This window comes from Allosphingosinicella sp. (assembly GCF_035626655.1).
Classification (GTDB): domain Bacteria; phylum Pseudomonadota; class Alphaproteobacteria; order Sphingomonadales; family Sphingomonadaceae; genus Allosphingosinicella.
Map to the genome: position 1 here is coordinate 1 of NZ_DASPNF010000003.1, position 22536 is coordinate 22536.

24 protein-coding genes and 1 tRNA gene are annotated in these 22536 nt (G+C 70.2%); 15 read left to right on the top strand and 10 right to left on the bottom strand.

All coding sequences use genetic code 11. From position 1 onward, the window contains the following. The 3 genes from VEC11_RS01785 to VEC11_RS01795 form a co-directional block, all read right to left on the bottom strand. Nucleotides 1-490, bottom strand: a 490-nt coding sequence (locus VEC11_RS01785) for an AAA family ATPase (RefSeq protein WP_464128602.1), incomplete at its 3' end; no start/stop codon positions are given. Between the two features lie 111 nt (nt 491-601). Further along, complete coding sequence (locus tag VEC11_RS01790) at nt 602-1696, bottom strand: FAD-dependent oxidoreductase (RefSeq protein WP_464128604.1); 1095 nt, start codon at nt 1694-1696, stop codon at nt 602-604. 38 nt (nt 1697-1734) lie between these two features. Further along, nucleotides 1735-2523, bottom strand: coding sequence for a cupin domain-containing protein (locus tag VEC11_RS01795; RefSeq protein ID WP_464128606.1), 789 nt, complete (start codon nt 2521-2523; stop codon nt 1735-1737). Between the two features lie 96 nt (nt 2524-2619). Here VEC11_RS01795 and VEC11_RS01800 point away from each other — a divergent pair, with 96 nt between their 5' ends. Further along, complete coding sequence (locus VEC11_RS01800) at nt 2620-3504, top strand: LysR family transcriptional regulator (RefSeq protein WP_464128607.1); 885 nt, start codon at nt 2620-2622, stop codon at nt 3502-3504. Nucleotides 3505-3609: 105 nt separating this feature from the next. Here the strand turns inward: VEC11_RS01800 and VEC11_RS01805 are convergent, their stop codons facing one another. From VEC11_RS01805 to VEC11_RS01820, 4 genes are all read right to left on the bottom strand, one after another. After that, nucleotides 3610-5820, bottom strand: coding sequence for a TonB-dependent receptor (locus tag VEC11_RS01805; protein ID WP_464128609.1), 2211 nt, complete (start codon nt 5818-5820; stop codon nt 3610-3612). A gap of 161 nt (nt 5821-5981) precedes the next feature. Next, nucleotides 5982-6548 (bottom strand): ATP-dependent protease subunit HslV, encoded by a 567-nt coding sequence (hslV, locus tag VEC11_RS01810; protein ID WP_464128611.1) that lies wholly within the window; start codon nt 6546-6548, stop codon nt 5982-5984. 29 nt (nt 6549-6577) lie between these two features. Further along, the gene (locus tag VEC11_RS01815; RefSeq protein WP_464128612.1) at nt 6578-6856 is read right to left on the bottom strand and encodes a hypothetical protein; all 279 of its coding nucleotides are present in this window, start codon (nt 6854-6856) and stop codon (nt 6578-6580) included. Continuing rightward, nucleotides 6853-7110 (bottom strand): hypothetical protein, encoded by a 258-nt coding sequence (locus VEC11_RS01820; RefSeq protein WP_464128614.1) that lies wholly within the window; start codon nt 7108-7110, stop codon nt 6853-6855. The genes VEC11_RS01815 and VEC11_RS01820 overlap by 4 nt, the downstream gene beginning before the upstream one ends. 90 nt (nt 7111-7200) lie before the next feature. Between VEC11_RS01820 and VEC11_RS01825 the strand changes: the two genes are divergently transcribed. The 6 genes from VEC11_RS01825 to VEC11_RS01850 all read left to right on the top strand — a co-directional run bounded on the left by VEC11_RS01825 (nt 7201) and on the right by VEC11_RS01850 (nt 13251). Next, a complete protein-coding gene (locus VEC11_RS01825; RefSeq protein WP_464128616.1) occupies nt 7201-8898 on the top strand; it encodes a hypothetical protein in 1698 nt (565 codons plus the stop codon). 55 nt (nt 8899-8953) lie between these two features. Next, nucleotides 8954-11530: a DUF2339 domain-containing protein gene (locus VEC11_RS01830; RefSeq protein WP_464128617.1), complete on the top strand. Its 2577-nt coding sequence runs from the start codon at nt 8954-8956 to the stop codon at nt 11528-11530. Between the two features lie 55 nt (nt 11531-11585). Beyond that, nucleotides 11586-12140, top strand: a complete 555-nt coding sequence (locus VEC11_RS01835) for a toll/interleukin-1 receptor domain-containing protein (protein WP_464128619.1) — start codon at nt 11586-11588, stop codon at nt 12138-12140. Further along, nucleotides 12137-12586, top strand: a complete 450-nt coding sequence (locus VEC11_RS01840) for a hypothetical protein (RefSeq protein WP_464128621.1) — start codon at nt 12137-12139, stop codon at nt 12584-12586. Before VEC11_RS01835 ends, VEC11_RS01840 begins: the two co-directional genes overlap by 4 nt. A 43-nt stretch (nt 12587-12629) precedes the next feature. Beyond that, nucleotides 12630-12706, top strand: a tRNA-Pro gene (locus VEC11_RS01845). Nucleotides 12707-12783: 77 nt separating this feature from the next. After that, complete coding sequence (locus VEC11_RS01850) at nt 12784-13251, top strand: PaaI family thioesterase (protein WP_464128622.1); 468 nt, start codon at nt 12784-12786, stop codon at nt 13249-13251. 12 nt (nt 13252-13263) lie between these two features. Here VEC11_RS01850 and VEC11_RS01855 read toward each other — a convergent pair whose 3' ends face one another. Beyond that, nucleotides 13264-13587: a putative quinol monooxygenase gene (locus tag VEC11_RS01855; RefSeq protein ID WP_464128624.1), complete on the bottom strand. Its 324-nt coding sequence runs from the start codon at nt 13585-13587 to the stop codon at nt 13264-13266. A 144-nt stretch (nt 13588-13731) separates the two neighbouring features. On the opposite strand from VEC11_RS01855, the gene yajC reads away from it, so the two are divergent. The 4 genes from yajC to VEC11_RS01875 are packed head-to-tail and all read left to right on the top strand — an operon-like array spanning nt 13732 to nt 17079. Next, nucleotides 13732-14067, top strand: coding sequence for a preprotein translocase subunit YajC (gene yajC, locus VEC11_RS01860; protein WP_464128626.1), 336 nt, complete (start codon nt 13732-13734; stop codon nt 14065-14067). 9 nt (nt 14068-14076) lie between these two features. Continuing rightward, complete coding sequence (secD, locus tag VEC11_RS01865; protein ID WP_464128628.1) at nt 14077-15660, top strand: protein translocase subunit SecD; 1584 nt, start codon at nt 14077-14079, stop codon at nt 15658-15660. A 10-nt stretch (nt 15661-15670) separates the two neighbouring features. Continuing rightward, a complete protein-coding gene (secF, locus tag VEC11_RS01870) occupies nt 15671-16711 on the top strand; it encodes a protein translocase subunit SecF (protein ID WP_464128629.1) in 1041 nt (346 codons plus the stop codon). Beyond that, nucleotides 16708-17079: an Mth938-like domain-containing protein gene (locus VEC11_RS01875; protein ID WP_464128631.1), complete on the top strand. Its 372-nt coding sequence runs from the start codon at nt 16708-16710 to the stop codon at nt 17077-17079. The genes secF and VEC11_RS01875 overlap by 4 nt, the downstream gene beginning before the upstream one ends. Here VEC11_RS01875 and VEC11_RS01880 read toward each other — a convergent pair. Then, entirely contained in the window at nt 17076-18233 is a 1158-nt protein-coding gene (locus VEC11_RS01880) for a hypothetical protein (RefSeq protein ID WP_464128632.1), read from the bottom strand. The two genes, VEC11_RS01875 and VEC11_RS01880, sit on opposite strands and share 4 nt — an antisense overlap. 104 nt (nt 18234-18337) lie before the next feature. Between VEC11_RS01880 and VEC11_RS01885 the strand changes: the two genes are divergently transcribed. From VEC11_RS01885 to VEC11_RS01895, 3 genes are read left to right on the top strand one after another with little or no spacing between them, the layout of a single operon-like run. Then, complete coding sequence (locus tag VEC11_RS01885; RefSeq protein ID WP_464128634.1) at nt 18338-18505, top strand: hypothetical protein; 168 nt, start codon at nt 18338-18340, stop codon at nt 18503-18505. Beyond that, nucleotides 18502-19038, top strand: coding sequence for a winged helix-turn-helix domain-containing protein (locus VEC11_RS01890; protein WP_464128635.1), 537 nt, complete (start codon nt 18502-18504; stop codon nt 19036-19038). Before VEC11_RS01885 ends, VEC11_RS01890 begins: the two co-directional genes overlap by 4 nt. After that, entirely contained in the window at nt 19035-20420 is a 1386-nt protein-coding gene (locus tag VEC11_RS01895; protein WP_464128637.1) for a sensor histidine kinase, read from the top strand. Before VEC11_RS01890 ends, VEC11_RS01895 begins: the two co-directional genes overlap by 4 nt. Here VEC11_RS01895 and VEC11_RS01900 read toward each other — a convergent pair. After that, the gene (locus VEC11_RS01900; RefSeq protein ID WP_464128638.1) at nt 20374-21552 is read right to left on the bottom strand and encodes a glycosyltransferase; all 1179 of its coding nucleotides are present in this window, start codon (nt 21550-21552) and stop codon (nt 20374-20376) included. The two genes, VEC11_RS01895 and VEC11_RS01900, sit on opposite strands and share 47 nt — an antisense overlap. Before the next feature lie 129 nt (nt 21553-21681). Between VEC11_RS01900 and VEC11_RS01905 the strand changes: the two genes are divergently transcribed. Then, nucleotides 21682-22506: an outer membrane protein assembly factor BamD gene (locus tag VEC11_RS01905; protein ID WP_464128640.1), complete on the top strand. Its 825-nt coding sequence runs from the start codon at nt 21682-21684 to the stop codon at nt 22504-22506. The last annotated feature ends 30 nt before the right edge of the window (nt 22507-22536 follow it).

Here is a 22536-nt window from a genome sequence, read left to right on the forward strand (position 1 = left end):
CGACCTCGGCAGCATTGAGGCTCCCGTCCGAGAAGCGATTGCGGAAGCTTTGCCGCGTGGCCTCGCTCGATCCCTTGCCGGTGAGCGCATCGAGCAGCCGCTCCATCGCCGCTTCTTCGGCGCCGGCGCGGACCTTGGCGCGGCGGCGTTCGCGCTCCAGCCGCACCGCCTCCTCGACCAGGTCGCGGGCGATCTGCTCGACGTCGCGGCCGACATAGCCGACTTCGGTGAACTTGGTCGCCTCGACCTTGACGAAGGGCGCGTCGGCGAGCCTGGCGAGGCGCCGGCTGATCTCGGTCTTGCCGCAGCCGGTGGGGCCAATCATCAATATGTTCTTCGGCGTCACCTCGTCGCGCAGCGCCTCGGGCAGCTGCTGGCGGCGCCAGCGGTTGCGCAGCGCGACGGCGACGGCGCGCTTCGCCTCGTCCTGGCCGATGATATGCGCATCGAGCGCGGCGACGACGGCCTTGGGCGTGAGTTGCTCGTTCATTCGTCCTGCCGCCCTCGGGGTTTCGGTGGATAAGGTGGGCTCCCGGCCGCTCTCCGGGACAGAGGTCTGGTAGTTCATCGCCGAATTACATTGGAGGCGCAACGAAGCGGTTCAAGTGGTGCAGCGCAGCCTCGCGTTGAGCTGCCGGTGCGACTCCAGGATGCGCGCGATCGTCGCCGGCTCGGCTGTGGCGTCCCATTCGTCGAGCTCGAAGGTGCCGCCGAGGATGATGCCGTCGGGCCGCGGGAACATATAGCCGTCCCCGCCGGTGAAGGCGTAGCGCACCTCCGGCTGCGGCAGCAGGATGGCGAGCTGCCCGCGCGCGGGACGGAGCTCCTCGTCGTTGAACAGGGCCCGGCTGCCGAGCCCGGTGCAGTTGAAGACGAGCCGCTCCGGCAGCGCGGCGATGTCCGCGGGCGTGGCGAAGTCCCGGACCCGGATCCGGCCGCCGGCGACCTGGATGTCGCGCATGAGCTGGCGCAGATAGCGGCCCGTCTCGACATAGAGCGTGTCGAAGCTGGTCGCAGAGGCCCAGGGGAAGGGATGCTCCTCCGGCCGCAGCAGGCGGTTGCGCGGCGGGAAGGTCGGGATCAGCTGCTCCTCGGGCTCCGTCGCGTCGGTGAACGTGGGCAGCCAGCGAATCCCGTAATCGTCGCCGACCATGATCTGGAAGCGGCGCCAGCTATAGTCGACGGCGGCGACGAACTGGGCCTGCCATTCGGGCGTGACCCGGCTGCGGCGGAAATGGCCGAAGGGATGGAACTGGCCGCCGGCGATGTTCGACGTCGTCTCGGGCGGCAGCGCCTTGGCGTAGAGCGTGACCTCGAAGCCGGCCTCCTGGATGAGGCGCGCGGTGGAGAGGCCCATCACGCCCGCGCCGAGCACCGCGACCGGGCCCTGGTGACCCTGCAGGCCGAGCTGGGTGGCCAGCTTCGACGTGCCCCAGGACAAGGTGATGCCGGCGCCGCCATGGCCGTAATTGTGGACGAGCCTTTTGTCGCCCAGCGCTTCGGCCCGGACGACGAACCCGGGCGCGCGATAGGGACGCAGGCCGGCCAAGGTACGGATCACGCGGTCCGGCGTGGCCAGGACCGGCGGCAGGCAGCCCGTCGGCGCTGCAGCCGGCCGGCGGGCCGTCATGGTCGTGGCGCAGCCGGGCAAAGCGAGGCTGGCGGCGGCCGAGCCGAGGAAAAAGCGCCGGTCCATCGCTCCAGCCTAGCCCGCGGACCGCACGGGCGCGAGCCTCATATGGCGGCGGTGTAGCGGCGGGAGGATTCGGCGAAGCCGATGACGGGCGCGAGCAAGGTGCCGTCCGCGCGGCGGCGGGCCCGCAGGGGATCGACCGCCTGGATGAGATGGTCGGGAGCGCCGGGATCGAGGCCCGAGATGACGACATCGAAGGTCGTGGCAGGCCCGCCCTGCGGCACGAACCAGTGCACATTGTCCCGCTCGCTGCACATGGTGGAGACCTGGCCGGTGCGGGCGACATAGTCGCGGGTCGGGCGCAGCCGCATTGCGCCGCCCTCGTCGCCCAGCCGGTCGAAATTGCGCACCCGGAATCGGCCGGCGACGACGAGATGGGCGGAGACCATGTGGCGGTGGCCGTGCGGGGTGATGACATTGTGCGGCTGGAAGTCGAACAGGGCGGCGCCATAAGCGAGACGGCGCGGCTGGCCGGCCGCGTCGCGGAAGCGAATGAGGCGCTTCTGCGGGTCGTTGCCGAAGGGCGGGCCGGCGCGGCTTATCTCCGAGCGGTTCACCACCGCCATAAGCGCTGGCACCTCCACCTCGCGGGCGAGCCGCTCGACCTCCGCCGCCCAGCGCGCGCCCGACAGGCGGCCGGCGGCGAGTGCCTCGGCGATGTCCTGCTGGCCGTCGAGCCAGCGCCGCACCGCCGCCTCGCCGGATCGCGCCGCGCCGCGCGCCTCGCGGACCAGCGCCACCGCGGCGAAGGCGGAGAGGAAGGCGCCAAGCGTCTCGCGGCGTCCCCATAGAAGATGGTCCTGCATGCTCGCCTCCTCGCCCGGGATCATCGCGCCACGCCGGCCGCCGTGCAAACGAGGAGAATTTGGGGGAGCGGATATTTTTCTTCCGCTTTCCTGCCGGCGCGGGGCGGCTAGAAGGGCGGGATGATCAGGCGCTACCTGCCGCTGAATGGGCTGCGCGCCTTCGAGGCGGCGGCGCGCCATGCCAGCCTCACCAGGGCGGCGATCGAGCTCAACGTCACGCCCGCGGCGCTCGGCCACCAGGTGAAGGCACTGGAGGAAAGGCTGGGCACGCCGCTCTTCCGCCGGCTGCCGCGCGGGCTGGCGCTGACCGACGAGGGGCAGGCCTTGCTGCCGGTGCTCCGCGACGCCTTCGACCGGATGGCGGCGGCTCTGGCCCGCTTCGACGAGGGCCGCGGGCGGGAATTGCTGAGCGTCGGCGCGGTGGGCAGCTTCGCCATCGCCTGGCTGCTGCCGCGGCTGGCCGGGTTCGAGGCGGCGCACCCCGAGGTCGATCTCAGGCTCAGCACCAACAACAACCGCGTCGATATCGCCGAGGAAGGCCTGGACTTCGCGATCCGCTTCGGCGACGGCGCCTGGCACGGCACCGAGGCGATGCCCTTGTTCGCGGCGCCGCTGACGCCTCTGTGCAGCGCCGAGACGGCGGCGCGGCTGAAGGCGCCGCCCGATTTGGCGGGCGAAACCCTGCTCCGCTCCTACCGCAGCGACGAATGGCCGGCCTGGTTCGAGGCGGCCGGCGTGGAGCAGGTTCCACCGCTGACCGGGCCGGTGTTCGACAGCGCGGCGCTGATGGTGGAGGCGGCCCTGGCCGGGCAGGGCGTGGCGCTGGCGCCGGCGGTTTTGTTCGGGGACCGCGCCGTGCGGCCCTTCGCCGTCGAGATCGACCGCGGCGGCTATTGGCTGACGCGGCTCAAGTCGAAGCGACCGACCGCGGCGATGACCGCCTTCGAGACCTGGCTGCGCGCGGAATTACAAATGAGTCATCCCGGCGAATGCCGGGACCCATGAGCTGCGCAGGTTGCAGGTAAGAGAGCGCGTCTCCGTTCTGCTGCGCGGACCGTGTTCCCGGGTCCCGGCTTTCGCCGGGATGACCCCCATATTCCGTTCAGCGTCTCAGAAGTTGAACCGGCCCGAGACGCCGAACGTCCGCGGGTCGTTCACGAAGCCGGTATTGTTGTTGAAGTCGATGCCGCCCCGGACATTGTCGGCGTCGGTGATGTTGCGGGCGAAGACTGCGACCTCCCAGCGGCCGTCGAGCGCCGCATAGCCGATCCTGAGACCGCCCTCGATCTGGCCGTCGGTGACGAACTCGCGCGATTCGTAGAGGAAGAAGTTGGTCCGGCCCTGATAGGACCAATCGGTGAAGACGAAGATCTCGCCGTCATTGGTCACCGGCATGCTCCAGCGCGCGGTGAAGTCGAAGATCCAGTCCGGCGCGTTCGGGAACGGGTTGCCGTCGACCAGGGCGCGGTTGGTGCCGTTGATGACGACGATCGGATCGAGCACGGTGCACTGCGCGCAGATGCCGACGGCGAGCGTGTCGTCGTTGATCCTGGTGTCGTTGTAGCTGACGCCGGCGGTCAGGATGAAATTCTCGCTTGGGCGGAACGCGCCTTCCAGCTCGAAGCCCCAGGCCGTGCCCTCATTGGCGTTGACCAGCTGGACGAGATTGCCACCGCCGCCGACGGCGGTGAATTGCGGGTCGTCCACGCGGTAATGGAAGACCGCGCCGTTCAGCCGCACCCGGCGATTGGCAAGCTCGGTGTGGAAGCCGACCTCGTAGGACATGATCTTCTCGGACGTCGCCACCGAGGGCGGGCTGAAGAAGGCCACGTCGCGGCCCTGAATGGTCGGGGCCCGGAAGCCGCTGGCGACGCGGGCGTAGAGCCGGACGTCGGGCGCGACCTCGGCGATGCCGGAAAGGTCCCAGCTCAGCCTTTCGTCGCCGACGCTGCGGTCGTTGGGCGGCGCGCCGGCGACCACTTCGAAATCCTTGTCGTCCTCGGTGTAGCGCAGGCCGCCGGTCAGGGTGACGCCGGGCGCCACCCGCACGCCGACCTGGCCGAACACCGCCCAGCTCTCGTTGCTGTGCCGCACGGTCACGGGCGGCGGGAAGGTGAAGCCTTCGGTCAGCACGTCGAAGCTGCTGTCGAAATAATAGGCGCCGACCTGCCAGGTGAACCGCCCGCCGGCATTCGAGGCGAGACGGAGCTCCTGCGTGGTCTGGTTGAGGTCGATCGAATCCTGCGTGTCGGAGGGGAAGGGGATGAAGCCCGGCCCCATCACCGGCAGGAAGACCGCGCCGAAACCGCCATCGATGTCGCCGCGGCTGGAGCCTTCGCTCTCATAATGGGCGGTGATCGAGGTCAGGGTCGCGCCGCCGAAATCGTAGCTGGCCTGCACGGAGCCGCCCCAGACCTCATATTCGGCCGGGTTGCCGCCGCCGGCATCGTAGAAGACCGTGTCGCGATCATAATTGGCGTTCAGCTCGTTATTGCCGGGGCCGAGGATGTTGGCGCGGAACAGGGTGCTCTGGCCGTCGAGCTTGCGATACTGGCCGAGCAGCAGCACGCTGAACCGGTCGGTCGGCTCGAAGCGCAGCTGGCCGCGGATGGCGAAGTCGGTATAGCCGCCATAGACATCGTCCTCGCCGGTGAAGCCGTTGTCGATAAAGTCGCTGCGCCGCTGCAGCAGCACGGAGAGACGGGCGGAGACGCCCGGCGCGATCGGGCCGCCGACGGCGCCGTCGAACGCGACCGTCCCGTAGCTGCCGACGCTGAGCGAACCGCGCAGGTCGAACTGGTCGGTCGGGCGGCGCGTCTCGATCATGACGATGCCGGCCGGGGTGTTGCGGCCAAAGAGCGTCCCCTGTGGGCCGCGCAGCACCTCGATCCGCTCGACGTCGAAGATCGGGAAGCTCTTCAGCGTGACATTCTCCATCACCACCTGGTCCATCACCACCGAGACCGGCTGCGAGGCGGCGAGGTCGAAATCGGTGTTGCCGAGGCCGCGGATGTAGAAGCGCGGTGCCACGCGGCCGTTCGAGCTTTCGACGAACAGGCCGGGCACGCGCGCCGCCAGCGCGGTCACGTCGGCGCCGGCGTCGAAGATGGTCTGCACCCGGTCGGCCTCGAGCGTCGCCGCCGAGATCGCGACCTCCTGGAGGTTCTCCGAACGGCGGTTGGCGGTGACGTAGACCGTGTTGAGCTGGTCGTCGCTTTCGGCCGCGGGCGGATCATCCTGGGCCAGCGCGGGCTGCGCGAGGCCGGCGATCGTGATGCAGAAAAGGCTGGCGCCCAGGCAGCGGCGGCCGATCAGGCTCATTGCGATTTCCCCCTTGATGCAGGTCAAGTTCCCCGAGGGCGGGTCGCACGTTACTTGCGCAGAACGACCCGGCCTTGGCGAGGGCGAAGGCGCGGTTTGTGACGGCAATCGGCGCGAATCTGCCGCATTGTTGCAGCAAAGCGACAAGGGCCCTGCGGTTCTTACGAGGCCGCCGCGCCCTCGATCGTCTCGACGGTCAGATTCTCGTTCGTGTAGACGCAAATCTCCGCGGCGATCTTCATCGCCTTGCGGGCGATCGTCTCGGCATCCTCCTCATAGTCGAAGATCGCGGTCGCGGCGGCGAGCGCGAAATTGCCGCCCGAGCCGATCGCGGCGACGCCGGAGGCCGGCTCCAGCACGTCGCCATTGCCGGTGAGGATCAGAGTCACGTCCTTGTCGGCGACGATCATCATCGCCTCGAGGTTGCGGAGATATTTGTCGGTCCGCCAGTCCTTGGCGAGCTCGACCGCGGCGCGCATCAGCTGGCCGTTATGCGCCTCCAGCTTCTTCTCCAGCCGCTCGAACAGGGTGAAGGCGTCGGCCGTGGCGCCGGCGAAGCCACCGATCACCTTGCCAGCCCCATCCTTGTCCTTGGCGCCGATGCGGCGAACCTTCTTCGCATTGGGCTTGATCACCGTCGACTGCAGGGAGACCTGGCCGTCGCCGGCGATCACCGCCTTGCCGTTCTTGCGCACGCCGATGATCGTCGTGCCGTGCCACACTTCCATGTCGGGCTCCCGCTCATTCCGTTCGCGGACTATTTGGGAGCGGCGGGCTCGCCCTGCAATGCCGGATCGCGAATGCCGGCATCGGCGGCGCGCCGCCCGGCAGGCGAGGAGCCGAACTCATAGCCGATCACGGTCGAGCCCCAGCCGAGCACCAGGCCCAGGGCGAGCAGCAGCGGCTCGCGATTGCCAGCGGGGATCGGCACGAAGAAGAGCGCGGTCATTCCGATCAGGCCCCCGGCGAGCGCGACGATCGCGATGGCGGCGCGGAACGGGGTAAGATCGGTACCGGGCCTGTCGTCCTGGGTCATTCGGGTCTCCTAAGGTTACAAAGTACCCGCTCCGTGCGCGGGGAATTGTGACGAACCGAGGAGCCGAGCGCCCGCATGGCGCGCAGCAGTTTTGCTTCGCCCCCGCATCCGCCGGCGGCCAGGAAGCGGAACAGGGCAGCTTTCGTCTTCCGCCCAGGCCTCCCGTCCACTCTCAGGAGCGGGTTGGCCGTGCCGCGCCCGAGAGCGTTGAGCGAGCGCTGAAGCAGGCGACTCAAGTCTTCGGTGATTTCCATGATAAACTGATAACCAAACAGGTTACATGTAGGAAAGTGGTTTTTGCCGGCGAGGCGCGCTAGTCTTGTCGCAAACAGGGGAGGCCTCGGATGCGCAGAAGCGTGACGAAAGGGATGATGCTGGCCACGGTTCTGGGCGTGGCCGCCTGGCCGGCGACGGCGAGCCGCGACGCTACCTTGCTCCGCCCAGCGGAGCTGCCGGATGCCGAGTGCGTCGGCTTGGTCAGCAGTTGGCAAGAGGCGACGGGCGGAGCCACCGCCGGGCCCGCAACGCAAACCCCGCCCGTGCTCATGGAGGGGCTCGGCTATGCCGGCATCGAGCCGGACAGCCGGAACGAGGAGGCGCGGGCCTGGTTCGCGCAGGGCGTTCGCCTGATCTGGGCGTTCGACGAGGTGGAGGCGATCCGCGCCTTCCAGCAGGCGCAGCGCGCCGATCCGAATTGCGCGATGTGCCATTTCGGCGAGGCCTGGGCGCGCGGCCCGACGATCAACCTGCAGCCGCGCACGGAGGAACTGGCGGCCGCGCGGACCGCGGCGCAGCGGGCGCTGGCGCTTTCGGCCAACCTTTCCGCGCGCGACCGGCTCCTGGTCGAGGCGATGGTGCTCCGGACCGGGCCGGGCGACGCCTTCCGCAACGCCGCCTATGCCGGCTTCATGGAAACCCAAGCACTCCGCCATCCCGGGGACGACATCATCAACATCATGGCCGCCGACGCGCGGATGATCACCTGGGACGAGAATAACGAGCCGCGCCCGGGCAACCTCGCCCAGCGCTTCCTGGAGCGGGTGCTGGCGCGCAACCCCGACCATGGCGGCGCCATCCATTACTACATCCACCTCACCGACTGGATCGACCGGCAGAATCTCGCCGTGCCCTATGCCGAGCGGCTGGGCGGGATCGCGCCGGCGGCGAGCCACCTCGTCCACATGCCCTCGCACACCTTCTACGGGGTCGGGCGCTACCAGGATGCGGCGCGGGTGAACGTGCTGGCGGTCGCGGCGGACCAGGCCTTCCGGGCGCGGACCAGGCCGGCGGCGTCGGACTATCGCTGGGGCCTCAATGCCCACAACATGCATTTCGCGATCGAGAGCGCGCTCGCCCGGGGCGACGGCGACACCGCCATGCAGATGTCGCGGCAATATCGCGAGACCTACATGTCCGGCCCGCGCGACAACCGCACGGCGATGCTGGGCACCGCCACTTATTATACGCGGGGGCTGCATGACGACGTGGCCTCGGTGCTTGCCATGCCCATGCCGGAGCACGTTTTCGACAAGGCGCAGCTGCATTATGCGCGCGGCGAGGCGCTGGCCCGGCGCGGCGATGCGGCGGGGGTGAGCGCCGAGGCGGCGGCGATCGCGGCGCTGCGCGAGGGCAGGGACTCGCCGGCCTTCGGACGCATGGGCGGCAAGCTCGCCGAGGTCTTCCAACATGTGCTGGAGGGGCGGGCGGCGATGCTGGCCGGCAATGCGGCGGCGGCGCAGACCGCCTATCGCAAGGCGATGGAGACCCAGCTCGCCGCGGGCTGGGGCAGCGATCCGCCAATCTTCTGGTATTCGGTGCGCCGCAGCCTCGCCGCGGCGACCCTGGCGGCGGGCGACGCGCAGAGCGCCCGGGCGCAGATCTACGCCTCGCTTCGCCGCTGGCCGAACGACGCGCTCGCGCTCTACGTCCTCTCCCAGGCGGACCGGGCGGCCGGCGACGCCGCTTCCGCCGAGCGCAACCTGGCGCGGGCCCGGGCGATCTGGGCCGGGGACGTGACCGAGGTGCCGCTGGCGCGGATCTAGGCTGGAACTTTAAGTCGCTGACAGGCTTGGCTTCCACGGTTACGCTGGGAGGCCGATGGAACTGCTCTTTCTCATCCTGCTGTTCGCGCTGATCGCGTTGCTCATCTCGAACAGCAACCTGAAGAGCCGCGTCACCGTCCTGGAGCAGCGGCTGGACGGCCTGATCGAGCCGGGCAATGTCGAGATCGATGCAGGCGCCACCGGCCCGCAGGCCCGGCGCGAGGCGGCCGGGGCCGCAGCAACCGCCGAAGCGCCGGCCATGGTCGCCGAGCCGGAGCAACTCGCGGAGGCCGAGCAGGCGGTCCGCTCGGAGCCTGAGGCCGGCGGGGTTCTGCCGGAAGAGCCCCGCGAGACGCTGGGCGGCCTGTTCGAGCGGCTGGTGGCGGGCAGGCTGCTGATCTGGCTGGGCGGGATCGCCCTTGTCCTCGCGGCGATCTTCCTGATCCGCTACTCGATCGAGATCGGGCTGATCACGCCCGCCGCCCGCATGGTCGGCGCGGGCCTGTTCGGGCTCGTCCTGCTCGGCACCGGCGAATGGGCGCGCGCCGGGCGGCTCGCGGACGACCCGCGCATCGCCCAAGCCCTGGTCGGGGCGGGCATCGCCGTCCTCTACGCGACCGTCTACGGCAGCCACGTCCTCTATGCCTTGCTCGACAGCCGGACCGCCTTTGCCGGCATGGCGGCGGTGACCGCGGCGGCGCTCGGCCTCTCGCTGCGCCACGGCGTGCCGACCGCGGTGATGGGGCTGGTCGGCGGCTTCCTGACGCCGGTGCTGGTCGGCGATCCGCAGGCGAGCGCGGCGCCCTTGCTCGCCTATTTGGCCTTGCTCGACATCGCCCTGTTCGCGCTCGCCTGGCGGCGCGGCTGGACCTGGCTGGCGGCGGCAGCGACCGTCCTGAGCTTCGTCTGGACCTTCTATGTGATCGCCGACCGCTCGGCGGACGACGCCCTGCTCGCCGGCTTCTTCATCGCCGCGCTGGCGCTGGCCGCCGCGCTGGTCCGGCCCGGCGCCGGGCGCACCCTGATGCTCGTCCAGCCCCTCGGCCTCGGCCTGCTGCAGCTCGCCATCCTGGTGGCGCGGACCGATCTCGGCGCGCCGGCCTGGGGCCTGTTCGGCGCCCTGAGCCTGGCCGCGATCCTCCTCGCCGCCTTGCGCCGCGAGCACTGGCCGGCGCCGGCCGCCGCGCTCGTCTTCACCCTGCTGCTGCTGGGCGTAAAGGCCGGCTTCGGCCCCGACACTTTGGTGCGGGAGGCGGCGATCGGGGCCGGGCTGCTGTTCGGCGGCGCCGGCCTTGTGCTGGTGCGGCGCGCGCCCGCCCCGATGTGGACGATGGTCGGCACGTTCGGCCTCGCCGGGCCCTGGCTGGTGCTGCGCTGCCTGCGGCCGGACTATCTGACCCAGACCCAATGGGGCCTGCTCGCGGCGGCGCTGGCGCTCGGCCCGGCCCTGCTCGTCTGGCGGCAGCGGCAGCGGGCGAGCGCCGAGGGGCCGGCAGACCTCGCGCTGCTCGCCGCCGGTGCCGGCTTCGCGCTGCTGGCGGGCGCGGCGATGCGTGAGCTGGCGGACCCGGACTGGCTGGCGGCGGGCTGGTGCGCCGTCGCGCTCGGCCTCGCTTTGGCCGCGCGCCGGCTCGGCGACCTTGCGCTCGGCACGGTCGTCGTGCTGGCGATGGTTGGCGCGGTCGCACGCGCGCTCTGGACGGTTCCGGAATTCTCCTATGTGTCGATCGAGGCGCTGCTCGGCCGTCCGGTCCTCGCCGGCGACCTGCCGGATGCGATGCGCACGCTCTCGGCGCTCGCCGTGCCCGCGCTTCTGCTCGCCGCGATCCGCTTCGCTTTGCCGCCCCTGCCGATGCGGGCGCAGCGCGGCGTGGCGGTGGTCGCCGGCGCCTTCGCCGTCGCCGCCCTCTACGTCTGGTTCAAGCAGGCCGTCGGCCTGACCGGCGGCAGCGATTTCGTGGCGCGCGGCCTCTGGGAGCGCACGCTGATCACCCAGGTCCTGTTCGCGGCCGGCTGGCTGCTCGGCACGGGCTGGCTGCGCCTGCCCCGGCTCGATCCTGAGGGTGCCCGCCATGCCGGCACCCTGCTGACCGCGCTCGCCGCCGCGCGCCTGCTCTGGTTAGACATCGTCCTGTTCAACCCGGTCTTCTCCGAGCAATGGGTCGGCGCCGTGCCCGTGCTCAACCTGGTGAGCGCGCAATATCTGCTCGGCGCGGGCTGGCTCTATCTTGCCCGCCGCCGGGCCGCGGCGCGGGCCAGCACCTGGCCCTGGTTCGCGGCCTTCCTCGCCGTGCTGATCGTCGGCACGGCCCTGTTCGTCCGCCAGCTCTATCATGGCGGGATCCTGTTCCCCGAGAGTCTCAGCGCGGCGAACGAGGCCTATGGCTATTCGCTCGGCTTCCTGATCGTCTCGATCGGCCTGATCGTCGCGGGCGTCAGGGCACCGGACAAGGCGCTCCGCCTCGCCGGCCTGGTCTTGCTGACCGCCACGATCGTGAAGGTCTTCGTCGTCGACGCCTCGGCCCTCACCGGCGTGCTGCGCATCCTCTCCTTCCTCGTCCTCGGCATCGCCCTGATCGGCATCGGGCGGCTTTACGGACCGATCCTCAGGGCGGAGCGCGAGGAAAGCTGAGCCGGGCTTGGCGAAGGCCGTGGCTTCGCGCTAAGGGGAATACGGGGGATATACGGTGTCTTACGACGTCTTCATCAGCCATTGCGCCGAGGATCGCGCGGCCGCCGAGGCGGCCTGCGATGCGATCGAACGCAACGGCCATCTCTGCTGGATCGCGCCGCGCGACCTGGCCAGCGGCGAGGAGCCGGCGGCGGGGAGCTTCGCGGGGATCAGCCGCTGCAAGGTGTTCCTGCTGATCCTGTCCGGAGCCAGCGCGCATGCGAAGCAGGTGGAGCGCGAGGCGGAGCGTGCGCGGAGTGCCGGCCTGGCCATCATCCCGCTCCGGATCGAGGCGGTCGAGCCCGGCGACCGGCTCCATTACCATCTCGCCGACGCGGTCATCCTCGAGGCCGTGCAGCCGCCGCTCGAGGATCATCTCGACCATCTGAACGCGATCGTCGGCCGCCTGCTCGACGGCGGGGAGGGGGCGCCGCTGCGCCCGCTCACTTTGCCGCCCCAGGTCCTGCCGCGCACGAAGCGGCCGACGTCCGCCTGGCTGCCGATCGCGATCGCCGGGCTGGTCGGGCTGGTCGCGATCGCGATCGTCGCTGCGCTGGCTGTGCGCTCATGACGCAGGGCGAGGACCGGGCCGCGATCGGCGCCGTGGTCGACGAAATGTATGCGATGATCTCGGGGCCGGCGGGGCCGCGCGACTGGTCGCGGCAGGCGAACTGCTTCCACCCCGAGGCGCGCCAGATCCGCACCTTCCTCGACGCGGACGGGCGGCCGGGCTGCACGATCATGGGCCTCGACGATTATGCGCGCGACACCACGCCCTTCTTCATGACCCACGCCTTCTTCGAGGTGGAGATCGGCCGGCGGATCGACCTGTTCGGCAATATCGCCCATGTCTGGAGCGCCTATGAGGCGCGGAGCGCGCTGGACGACGCGGCGCCCGAGCGGCGCGGGATCAACTCGATCCAGCTGTTCCGCGATCCGGAGGCGGGCTGGCGGATCATGGCGATGATCTGGGACAATGAGCGGGAGGGGCTGACGCTGCCTGAGTTCCAGGCATAGCTTGCCTTCCCCGACGCCCGCGCCTAAATGCGCGCCCTCTGGTCGGGGCGTAGCGCAGCCTGGTAGCGCATCACACTGGGGGTGTGGGGGTCGCTGGTTCGAATCCAGTCGCCCCGACCATCACGACATTGCGGCGCGTTGACGCCCAGGGCGGCCCTGCCTAGTTTCGTTTCGAAACTGAAATGGATGAGTCGACGATGAAGCATGCAGTTCTGGACCGGGAGGCGATTGCGGGGCTTTCGGGGCTCGAGGTGCTTCGCAAGGTGGTGGCCGGCGAGTTTCCGTCGCCGCCGATTGCCGAGCCGCTCGGCTTCCGGCTGGTCGCGGTGGAGAAAGGCAAAGCCGTCTTCGAGGGGACGCCCGGGCCGCATCTGCTCAACCCGCTCGGCTCCGTCCATGGCGGCTATGCGCTGACCCTGATCGACAGCGCCTGCGGCTGCGCCCTGCACAGCGAGCTGGACGCGGGGATCGGCTATACGACCGTCGAGACCAAGGTGAACTTCACCCGCGCGATCGATCCCGCGGGCGGGCCGGTCCGCTGTGAGGGACAGGTGCTGAGCCGCGGCCGCACCATCGCGACCACCGAGGCCTATCTGCGCGACGGGAGCGGCCGGCTGCTCGCGCACGGCACGTCGACATTGATCATCCTCCAGCCGCGCGCCTGACCGGCGTCCGGCTCAATTGCCCGCGCCGCCCCCGCCGAGCAGGACCTTGAGGAAGTGCGCCTCATAGGCGTTGATGCTGATCGCCTCGATCTTCGCGCTGCCGAGCGCGGTCATCAGCTCGGCCATGTGCGGGGTGTTCATATGGGCGCTGACCGCCTCCTCGTCGCTCCACTCCTCTATGACGTGCAGCAGGTTCGGATCGGCGACGTCGACGCCATAGGCATAGCGCGCGCAGCCCTCCTCCGCCCGGGTCGCCTGGATGTTCATCCGGAAGGCCGGCGCCAGCCGCTCTATCTCCCCGTCCGCGAACCTGACCTGGCCGGTCACGATGATCATCGCCTTTCCCCTTTCCCGTCCTGAATCCGTCCCGTTTCGATGCGCCGTTCGCCTTGCCTTGGCAACGGGGCGTCCCCATGATAGTCGCACCGCGCTTCAAGGCGAGCGCGTTCGCGCCGCCCCGATTTTCCAGAAGGCTTCACGATGTTCATATCCCCAGCCTATGCCCAGGCCAGCGGCGGCGCCCAGTCGGGCGGCGCGGGCTTCTTCCTGCAGATGGCGCCGCTGCTCCTGATCTTCGTCATCTTCTATTTCCTGCTGATCCGTCCGCAGCAGAAGCGGATGAAGGCGCACCAGGCGATGATCCAGAGCGCCAAGCCGCGCGACACGGTGATCACCAATGGCGGCCTGATCGGCAAGGTGACCAAGGTCGACGAGCATGAGCTGGAGATCGAGATCGCCCAGGGCATCAAGGTGCGGGTGGTCAAGTCGATGCTTGCCGACATCCGCCCGCACGGGGCCAAGGCCGCGAACGACTAGGACCCGGACATGCTCAATTTCCCCCGCTGGAAGGTCTGGGGCATCAGCCTGATCTGCCTGATCGTCTCGCTGATGGCGGTGCCGAGCTTCCTCCCGGCCAGCGCCTTCAACCAGCTGCCCCCCTTCGCCCGCGGCAGCCATATCAATCTGGGCCTCGACCTCGCCGGCGGCAGTCAGCTGCTGCTCGAGGCGGAAACCCAGGATGTGGCGCGGACGCGCGGCGAGAGCATGGAAGAAACGATGCGCCGCGAATTCCGCACCGCCTCGCCCGCCATCCGTGCCCAGTTCGCGACGAGCAATGGCGAAGTTCGCATGACGCTCGACGATCCGGCACGGCTCAACGATGCGGCCAACGCCGCCCGCCGGCAGATCGGGCAGGTAGGCAATTTCCGCGGGGCAGACTGGGCGGTGAGCACGGCCGACGGCCGGCAGGTCATCATGCGCCAGACCGATGCGGGCGTGAACGAGGGCATCCGCCAGGCGATGGAGGTGGCGCGCGACGTCATCGACAGACGCATCAACGCGCTCGGCACGCTCGAGCCGACCATCATCCAGCAGGGCGCCAACCGCATCCTCGTCCAGGTGCCGGGCATGCAGGATCCCGAGGCGCTGAAGCGGCTGATCGGCCGCACTGCGCGCCTCGAGTTCAAGCTGGTCGAGACAGACGCCGTGCCCTGCAACACGCCGCGCCGCCCCGGCATTCAGTTTCTGCCGACCGAAGAGCAACCGGGCCAGTGCCTCGGCGTGCAGAGCCGCGCCATGGTCAGCGGCGAGCAGATCGTGGATGCCCGGCAGGATTATAACGAGAATAACGAGGTCTCGGTCCGCGTCAGCTTCAACGTCCCGGGCAGCCAGCGCTTCGCACAGGTGACCCAGGCCAATGTGCGGCGGCGCTTCGCGATCATCCTCGACAACCGCATCATCTCGGCGCCGACGATCAACGAGCCCATCCTCGGCGGCACGGCCTCGATCTCCGGCAGCTTCACGGTGGAGAGCGCGAATGCGCTCGCCATCTCGCTGCGTTCGGGCCGACTGCCCGTCGAGCTGCGCGTCGTCGACGAACGCAGCGTCAGCGCCGAGCTCGGCGCCGAATCGATCCGCAGCGGCCTGATCGCTTCGATCGCGTCGGTCCTCGTCGTGATCATGTTCATGCTGGTCACCTACGGGAGGTTCGGCGTCTACACGACGATCGGCCTGATCCTGAACGGCCTGATGATCTTCGGCATCATGGGCCTGTTCAACGCGACGCTGACCCTGCCCGGAATCGCCGGCTTCGTGCTGACGATCGGCGCGGCGGTGGACGCGAACGTGCTGATCAACGAGCGCATACGCGAGGAGCAGAGACGCGGCCGGCGCCTGCACGACGCGCTCGAATCGGGCTATCGCGAGGCGTCGACCGCGATTTTCGACGCCAACGTGACCAACGTCATCGCCGCCGTTTTGATGTTCTACTTCGGCTCGGGCCCGATCCGCGGCTTCGCCGTCGTTCTCATGATCGGCATCGTCACGTCGGTGTTCACCGCGGTGAACGTGACGCGGATGTTCGTCGCGCTCTGGGTCCGCAAGGCGCGGCCCAAAGAACTGCATATTTGAGGAGCGCGAGATGCGCCTGCTGAAGCTCGTCCCCGACAACACCAACATCGATTTCATGCGCTGGCGGAATGTCGCGCTGATCCTCTCGATCCTGGTCACCGCCGCGGCGATGGCCCTGGTGTTCACCCGCGGCCTCAATTTCGGCGTCGACTTCGTCGGCGGCCAGAGCGTTCGCGCCGCCTTCGTGCAGGCGCCCACGACCGAGCAGCTGGAACAGCAGATCCAGACGCTGGGCGTGGGCAGCACGACGATCCAGGAGACCCGGCAGACCGCCGCCCAGCAGGCCGCAGCCGGCAATGCCGGGCCGAATCTCACCGAATATACGATCCGTATCGCGTTGAGGCCGGGCGCCGACGACGCAGCCGCCGACGCGGCCCGCGTGCGCACGATGATCGAGACCAATTATCGCGGCAATGCGACGGTCCGTTCCGTCGAGAGCGTCTCGGGCAAGGTCTCGGAGGAACTGCTCCGCTCCGGCGCCTGGGCGATCGCGCTCGCGATGCTCGGCATCGCCATCTACATCTGGATCCGCTTCGAATGGCAGTTCGGCGTCGGCGCGCTTCTGACCCTCTTCCACGATGTCTGGATGACCCTGGGCTTCTTCTCGCTGACCAGGCTCGAATTCGACCTCAACGTGGTCGCCGCGGTGCTCACCATTGTCGGCTATTCGCTGAACGACACCGTCGTGATCTACGACCGCATCCGGGAGAATCTGCGCAAATACCGCAAGATGGAGATCGTCCCGCTGCTCAACCTCTCGCTGAACGAGACGCTGTCGCGCACGATGGTGACCTCCATCTCGATCCTGCTGGCGCTCGGCGCGCTGCTGCTCCTCGGGCCGACGGTGATCTTCGGGCTGACCATCGCCATCTTCGTCGGCATCTTCGTCGGCACCTATTCGTCCATCTACATCTCCTCGCCGGTCCTGGTCTGGCTGGGTGTGAAATCGTCGAGCTTCCTGCCGAGGCGGGACGCGGGCGGCGCCGCGCAGGGCTCGCGTAACGAGCGCCTGCCCGGCCAGCGCGGGACGGACGACGGCGCGGTGGTGTGAGGGCCGAACGCACGCCCGCGGCCCCCGGGCCGCTCGTCCAGGGCTTTGCGGGTCGCGGCTTCCGGGTCGACGGCGTCACCCATGAGGGCGTGCTGCTGACGCCGGAGGCGGCTTCGGGCTGGGACGCGCCGGCCCTGGACCGACTCGCCGAGGCGGACATCGCCCCCTTGCTGGCGCTCAGCCCGGCGCCCGAATTCGTGCTGCTCGGCACCGGCTCCCGCCTCGCCTTCCCGCCGCGTCCCTTCGTCGCGGCGCTGGAGGCGCGGGGGATCGGCGTGGAGGCGATGGACAGCCGCGCGGCGGCCCGCACCTGGGGCGTGCTGCGCGCGGAGGGCCGCTGGATCGCCGCGGCCCTGATGCCGCTCTAGCGCCGGGGCGGGACGAGGGTCGCGCCCCCGCCCTGCCGGCTCTCGATCCGCCAGCCCGGCGCCAGCTCGAGCGCGCCTTCGGACAGCGGCCAGGCCGAGAAGGCGGCGCTGAAATCCGGGAGGATCCGCAGGCCGACGCCTTCGACGCTGATCCGCCCCCATTGGTCCCGCAGCGTGATCCGGTGGTAGATGGTGGAGCCGTCGGGCGCGGTCGACACCCGGTTGGGATCATAGTCCAGCTGCATCCGGCCGATCGGCAGGCGCAGGCCGCGGCCCTCGGCCGTGGCCGCGACGGCGGCGGCGATCCGTGCCGCCCGCTCCGCGCCGCCCTGCATTTCCTCGGACAGGAGCCGGGTGCCGCCATAGGCATCGGGACGGGCCAGCGCCACGGCCGGCACCGGCATCATCTCGGGCAGGTCGAGGCTGCTGCCGCTCCGCCGCCAGCCGGGCCGGAAGCGGTCGAGCAGCAGCCCCCAGGCGGGGCCGCTCGCATAAGCGAAGCTCCGCCCCAGTCCCGGCCGGACGCCGCCGGCCAGCGCGGCGCGGGCCCGGCCTGTGGGGTCGCCGGACAAAGCCGCCCCGGTATAGGCGGCCAGCCCCTCATGCCGCATCAGCGCGCGCTCGGCGGTCGCGGCATCGGCGCGGCCGTGCAGCCGCCGCGCGCGGAAGGCGAGGGCCTGCGCGATATGGCGGCGCTGGCGTTCGCCGCGGCTCGCCAGCGCCTCGGCCAGCGCGGCCCATTCGAGCCGCAGCCAGTAGCGCGCCAGGCTCTCGTCCAGATGCGCGGCGGTGACGTTGTTCGCCGGGAAGCCCAGAGCCGCCTGCTGGCCATGCCAAGCCTCGTGGAACAGCAGCTCGGCAAGCGCGGCGGGATCGCCGGGCAGGGGCGCGAGCACCATGATCCAGCGTTCGCCTGCCCAGTCGAAGGCCGTGTTCGCGCGCAGCGGCGGCAGGGGGCCGGGTGCGGGCCGGGTCGTCCGCACGTCCCCGCTTCCGGGATCGACGACGACGACGGGCGCGCAGAGGCTGCGCCCCCAGAGCCGCCGCCCGTCCGCCTCGCAGCGCCGCAGGAAATCCGCTTCGGGGCGCTCGCTTTGGGGGCGCGGCTGGAGCGCGGAGAGCGCCAGCAAGAGGGTCGGCAGCAATAGCTTCATGGTCTCGACGTCCGCTCGTTGTTTCGCGCATCCTGGCGCGCCGCTTTATCGCGCCGATGTCGATTTTCGCTTCGCCGGACACAGGATCGATACATAAGAAGGCGATGGACGACGCCGTGGCGAGCGACCAGCAGATCATCGTCGTCGACGACGATCCCAGCGTGCGCGACGCGATTCGGACCTATCTCGGCGAGCATGGCTTCGCGGTCCGCGCGGTGCCCAGCGGCATGGAGCTGGACCGGGCGCTGGCGGCGGCGCCGCGGACCTCGTGATCCTCGACCTGATGATGCCCGGCGAGGACGGGCTCGCCATCTGCCGGCGGCTGGCGCCGCGCGGGCTGGCCGTGCTGATGCTGAGCGCGCTCGGCGATGTCACCGACCGCGTGGTCGGGCTCGAACTGGGCGCGGCCGACTATCTGGTGAAGCCCTTCGATCCCCGCGAGCTGCTTGCCCGGGTCCGGGCGCTGCTGCGGCGCAGCCAGCCGCCGGCGGAGGCGGCCTATGCCTTTGCGGGGTGGCGCTACGATCCCGGCCAATGCCGGCTGAGCGATCCGGATGGCGCGACCGTCCTGCTCACGCCCAACGAGCATGTGCTGCTGCGCGCCTTCCTCGACCGGCCCGGCCGCCTGCTCACTCGCGGCCAGCTGCTGGATTTGACCCACGGCCCGGACGCGGAGCCGTTCGACCGGGCGATCGATCTCGCCGTCAGCCGCCTGCGGCGCAAGCTCGGCGAAGCGGGGCCGGAGATGATCGAAACGGTGCGGGGCGCCGGCTACCGCCTGCGCACCGCAGTTCGCCGGACATGAAGCGCGGCGCCTCGGTGCTCGGCCAGGTCGGCGGGCTCGCCATCACGGCGCTCATCGCCGCGATCCTGATCAGCTTCGGCGCGGTGCTGCTGACGCCGACGCCGGGGCCGCGGCTGATGACGGTGGCCGACGCCGCGGCCGCCCTGCAGGGGGAAACCCGCCCCGGGCTGGAGCGCGTGCCGGCCGGAGAGCCGCCCGCGGGCCGGGCGAGCGGGCTGATCGGCCGTGCCGTGGCGGCCCGGCTCGGCGTCCCGGAGGCGCGCGTCCGCGCCGTCTGGCTACCGGTGTCGGGCGCGGCGGGCGCGCCGCCGCCCAGGGGGCAGACGGTGATGATCGTCGCCGGGCAGGATGTCGTGGTGGACAGCCAGCAGGGCGGGTTCACGATGCGCTCCGGCACCGACGCCAGGGTCTCGCCCGAGGCGCCGGTGCCGCCTTTCGAGGTGGGTCTTCGCCAGGCCGACGGGCGCTGGCTGCTGGTGCGTCCGGTCGATTCCTTGTTCGCGGCCTGGCGGCTCAGGATATTGGCCGCCTTCCTGCTCGGCATCGTCCTGCTCGCCCCTTTGGTCTGGCTGATCGCCCGGCGCCTGACGCGGCCGGTGCGCACCCTCGCCGAGGCGGCGGCCCGGACGCAGCTCTGGCAGGACGGCGAGGCCGTGCCGCTGGAGGGGCCGCGCGAGGTCCGCGCCGCGGCCGAGGCGTTCAACGCGATGCAGGCGCGAATCCGGAGCGAGGCGCGCGAACGGGTGCGGATACTGGCGGCGGTCGCCCACGATCTGCGCAACCCGCTGACCGGTCTGCGCATCCGCGCCGAGGCGTCGCCCGAGCCCGAGCGGAGCCGGATGATCGCCGACCTGGACCGGATGGCGGCGATGATCTCGCAGGTGCTGGACTATGTCCGCGGGCGGGAGATCAGGGAGCGGCGCGTGCCGGTGGACATAGCGGAGCTGGTCCGGGCCTGTGCCGAGGCGCTGCCGGCGCAGGCCTGCACCGTCGCCGAACCGCTGCCGCCCGTGCTCGTCCTCCCGCTCGCGGAGCCGGAAGGCCTGCGCCGCGCCTTTCTCAACCTGATCGACAATGCGCTGCGCTACGCCGGCGACGCCACTTTGTCGGTGGCGCGGGAGGACGACGACATCTGCCTCATCGTCGACGACACGGGCCCGGGATTGCCCGGCGACTCGCTAGGCCGGCTGACCGAGCCGTTCGAGCGGCTCGAGGACTCCCGCAACCGGGACACGGGCGGGGCGGGCCTCGGCCTCGCCATCGCCCGCGACGTCGCGGAACGGCATGGCGGCCGGCTGCTGCTCGAAAACCGGGCGGGCGGCGGGCTGCGCGCCGCTATCTGCCTGCCGGCGCGCGGGCTGCCAGCCCCGCCAGGTGAGTGAACAATTCGTCCGCGTTGCGCTGCCAGCTGAATTTCTCCGCCGCCTTGCGAACTTCCAGGGGATCGGGCGGGTCCGCAAGGATCTCGCGCACCGCGGCGGCGATCGCTTCCGGCCTGCGGGCGACGATCCGCCCCGCCGCCGGGCGGTCGATGACGTCGCGGGCGCCGCCGACATCGGTCGTGACCACGGGCGTGCCGCAGGCCACCGCCTCGACCCAGGCATTGGCGAGCCCCTCCCTTTGGGAGGGAAGGACCATGACGTCGGCCATTGCGAGCAGGCCCGGCAGCTCCTCATGGGGGCGCGTGCCGAGCAGCCGCAGCCGGTCGCCCAGCCCTTTCTCGAGTGCGACCCGCTCGAGCTGCCGCCGCTGCGCGCCCTCGCCGATCATGATCAGGGTGGCGCCGGGGATGTCCTCGAGCGCCGCAAGCGCCAGCAGCGGACCCTTGAGCTCGATCAGATGGCCGACGAAGGCGATGACCGGCCCCTCGACCCCGAAACTGGCCTTGGCCGCCGCGCGGTCGACCGGGCGAAACCTTTCCTCGACGCCGGTATGATGGACCCGGATCTTGTCGGCGGGCAGGCCGAGCTCGACCATATGGCTCTTGAGCACGTCGCTGACCGCGAGCAGCCCGTCCGCGGCCAGCCCGGCGGCGAGGATCTGCCGGGCGACGGCGGGCATATGCGACCAGCAATCGATGTCGGACCCGCGCGCCTTGATCGAGAAGGGCACGCCCAGCGCGCTCGCCAGGTGCATGGCCGCCGGCCCGTCCGGCCAGAAGAACTCGGCATCGATGACGTCGAACGCGAAGCGCTCGCGCAGCTTCCTGAGCAGGGGGAGGAGCGCGTGCGCCTGCGCGCGCGCCATCCCCGACCCGCCGATCAGCGGCCAGCCCCGGAAGCGCGGGCGGTGGACCGTGACGCCCTTCCAGGTCTCGCGCTCGGGAAGGCCCGCTTTGTCGCGGTAGCGCGGGTGCAGCACCAGCGGCCAGACCGGCAACCGGCGCGCCGCGACCACCTCGAGCTCGACATCGTCCCTGGCCGCCAGGCCAAGCGTCTGCCGCTCCACGAACACGCCGAACGTGGGTTGCGCGGCATTGGGGAAGAGCGTCGACAGGGTGAGCACGCGGAGCATCGCGGAGGCCTAGCAGAAAGCGGTGGCGGGGTGGTTAATCGCGGGCTTCATTAAACTGCCGTTCATCCGTCCGGCCGTTTCTGGCGATGCCGCTTGGCCTCCGCCAAACCCTTCGCTAAGAAGCCCGCCATGTTCAAGATTTCCCGCCCGCTCGTGCTCGCGCTTGCCGCCTCTTCCGTCCTGCTCTCCGGCTGCGCCATGCTCGGCGGCGGCAACCGCAATCGCGGCACCGACACGCGCTACGTCGCCCGCGACGTCAATACGCTCTACAATGCCGGCTATGACCGGATGCGTGCCCGCAACTACATGCAGGCGGCGCTGATTTTCGACGAGGTCGAGCGGCAGCATCCCTATTCGATCTGGGCGCGCCGCGCGCAGCTGATGAGCGCGTTCAACTATTATGCCGCGCGCGACTATACCAAGTCGATCGAATCGGCCCGCCGCTTCCTCTCCATCCACCCCGGCAATCGCGACGCGCCCTATGCGCTCTATCTGATCGCGCTCTCTTATTATGAGCGGATCAGCGACGTGACCCGCGACCAGGCGGTCACCCGCCAGGCGCTGGAATCGCTCGGCGAGCTGGTGCGGCGCTATCCGGACACGGCCTATGCCGACGATGCGCGGATCAAGATCGACCTCGTCCGCGACCATCTCGCCGGCAAGGAGATGGAGATCGGCCGCTTCTACCAGCGCCGCCGCCAGTGGCTCGCCTCGGTGTCGCGGTTTCGCTCCGTGGTCGACACCTACCAGACGACCAGCCACACGCCGGAGGCGCTGATGCGCCTGACCGAATCCTATCTTGCGCTCGGCATTCCCGATCAGGCGCAGCGTTCGGCGGCGGTGCTCGGCGCCAATTTCCCGCAGAGCTACTGGTATCGCCGCGCCTACGAGCTGATGCAGCGCCACCCCGCGCCGGCGGCCGCCCCGGCGCCCGCGCCGCAAGGCACGCACTGAGCCGCTCTTCCGTCCCTTCGGGGGAATGAC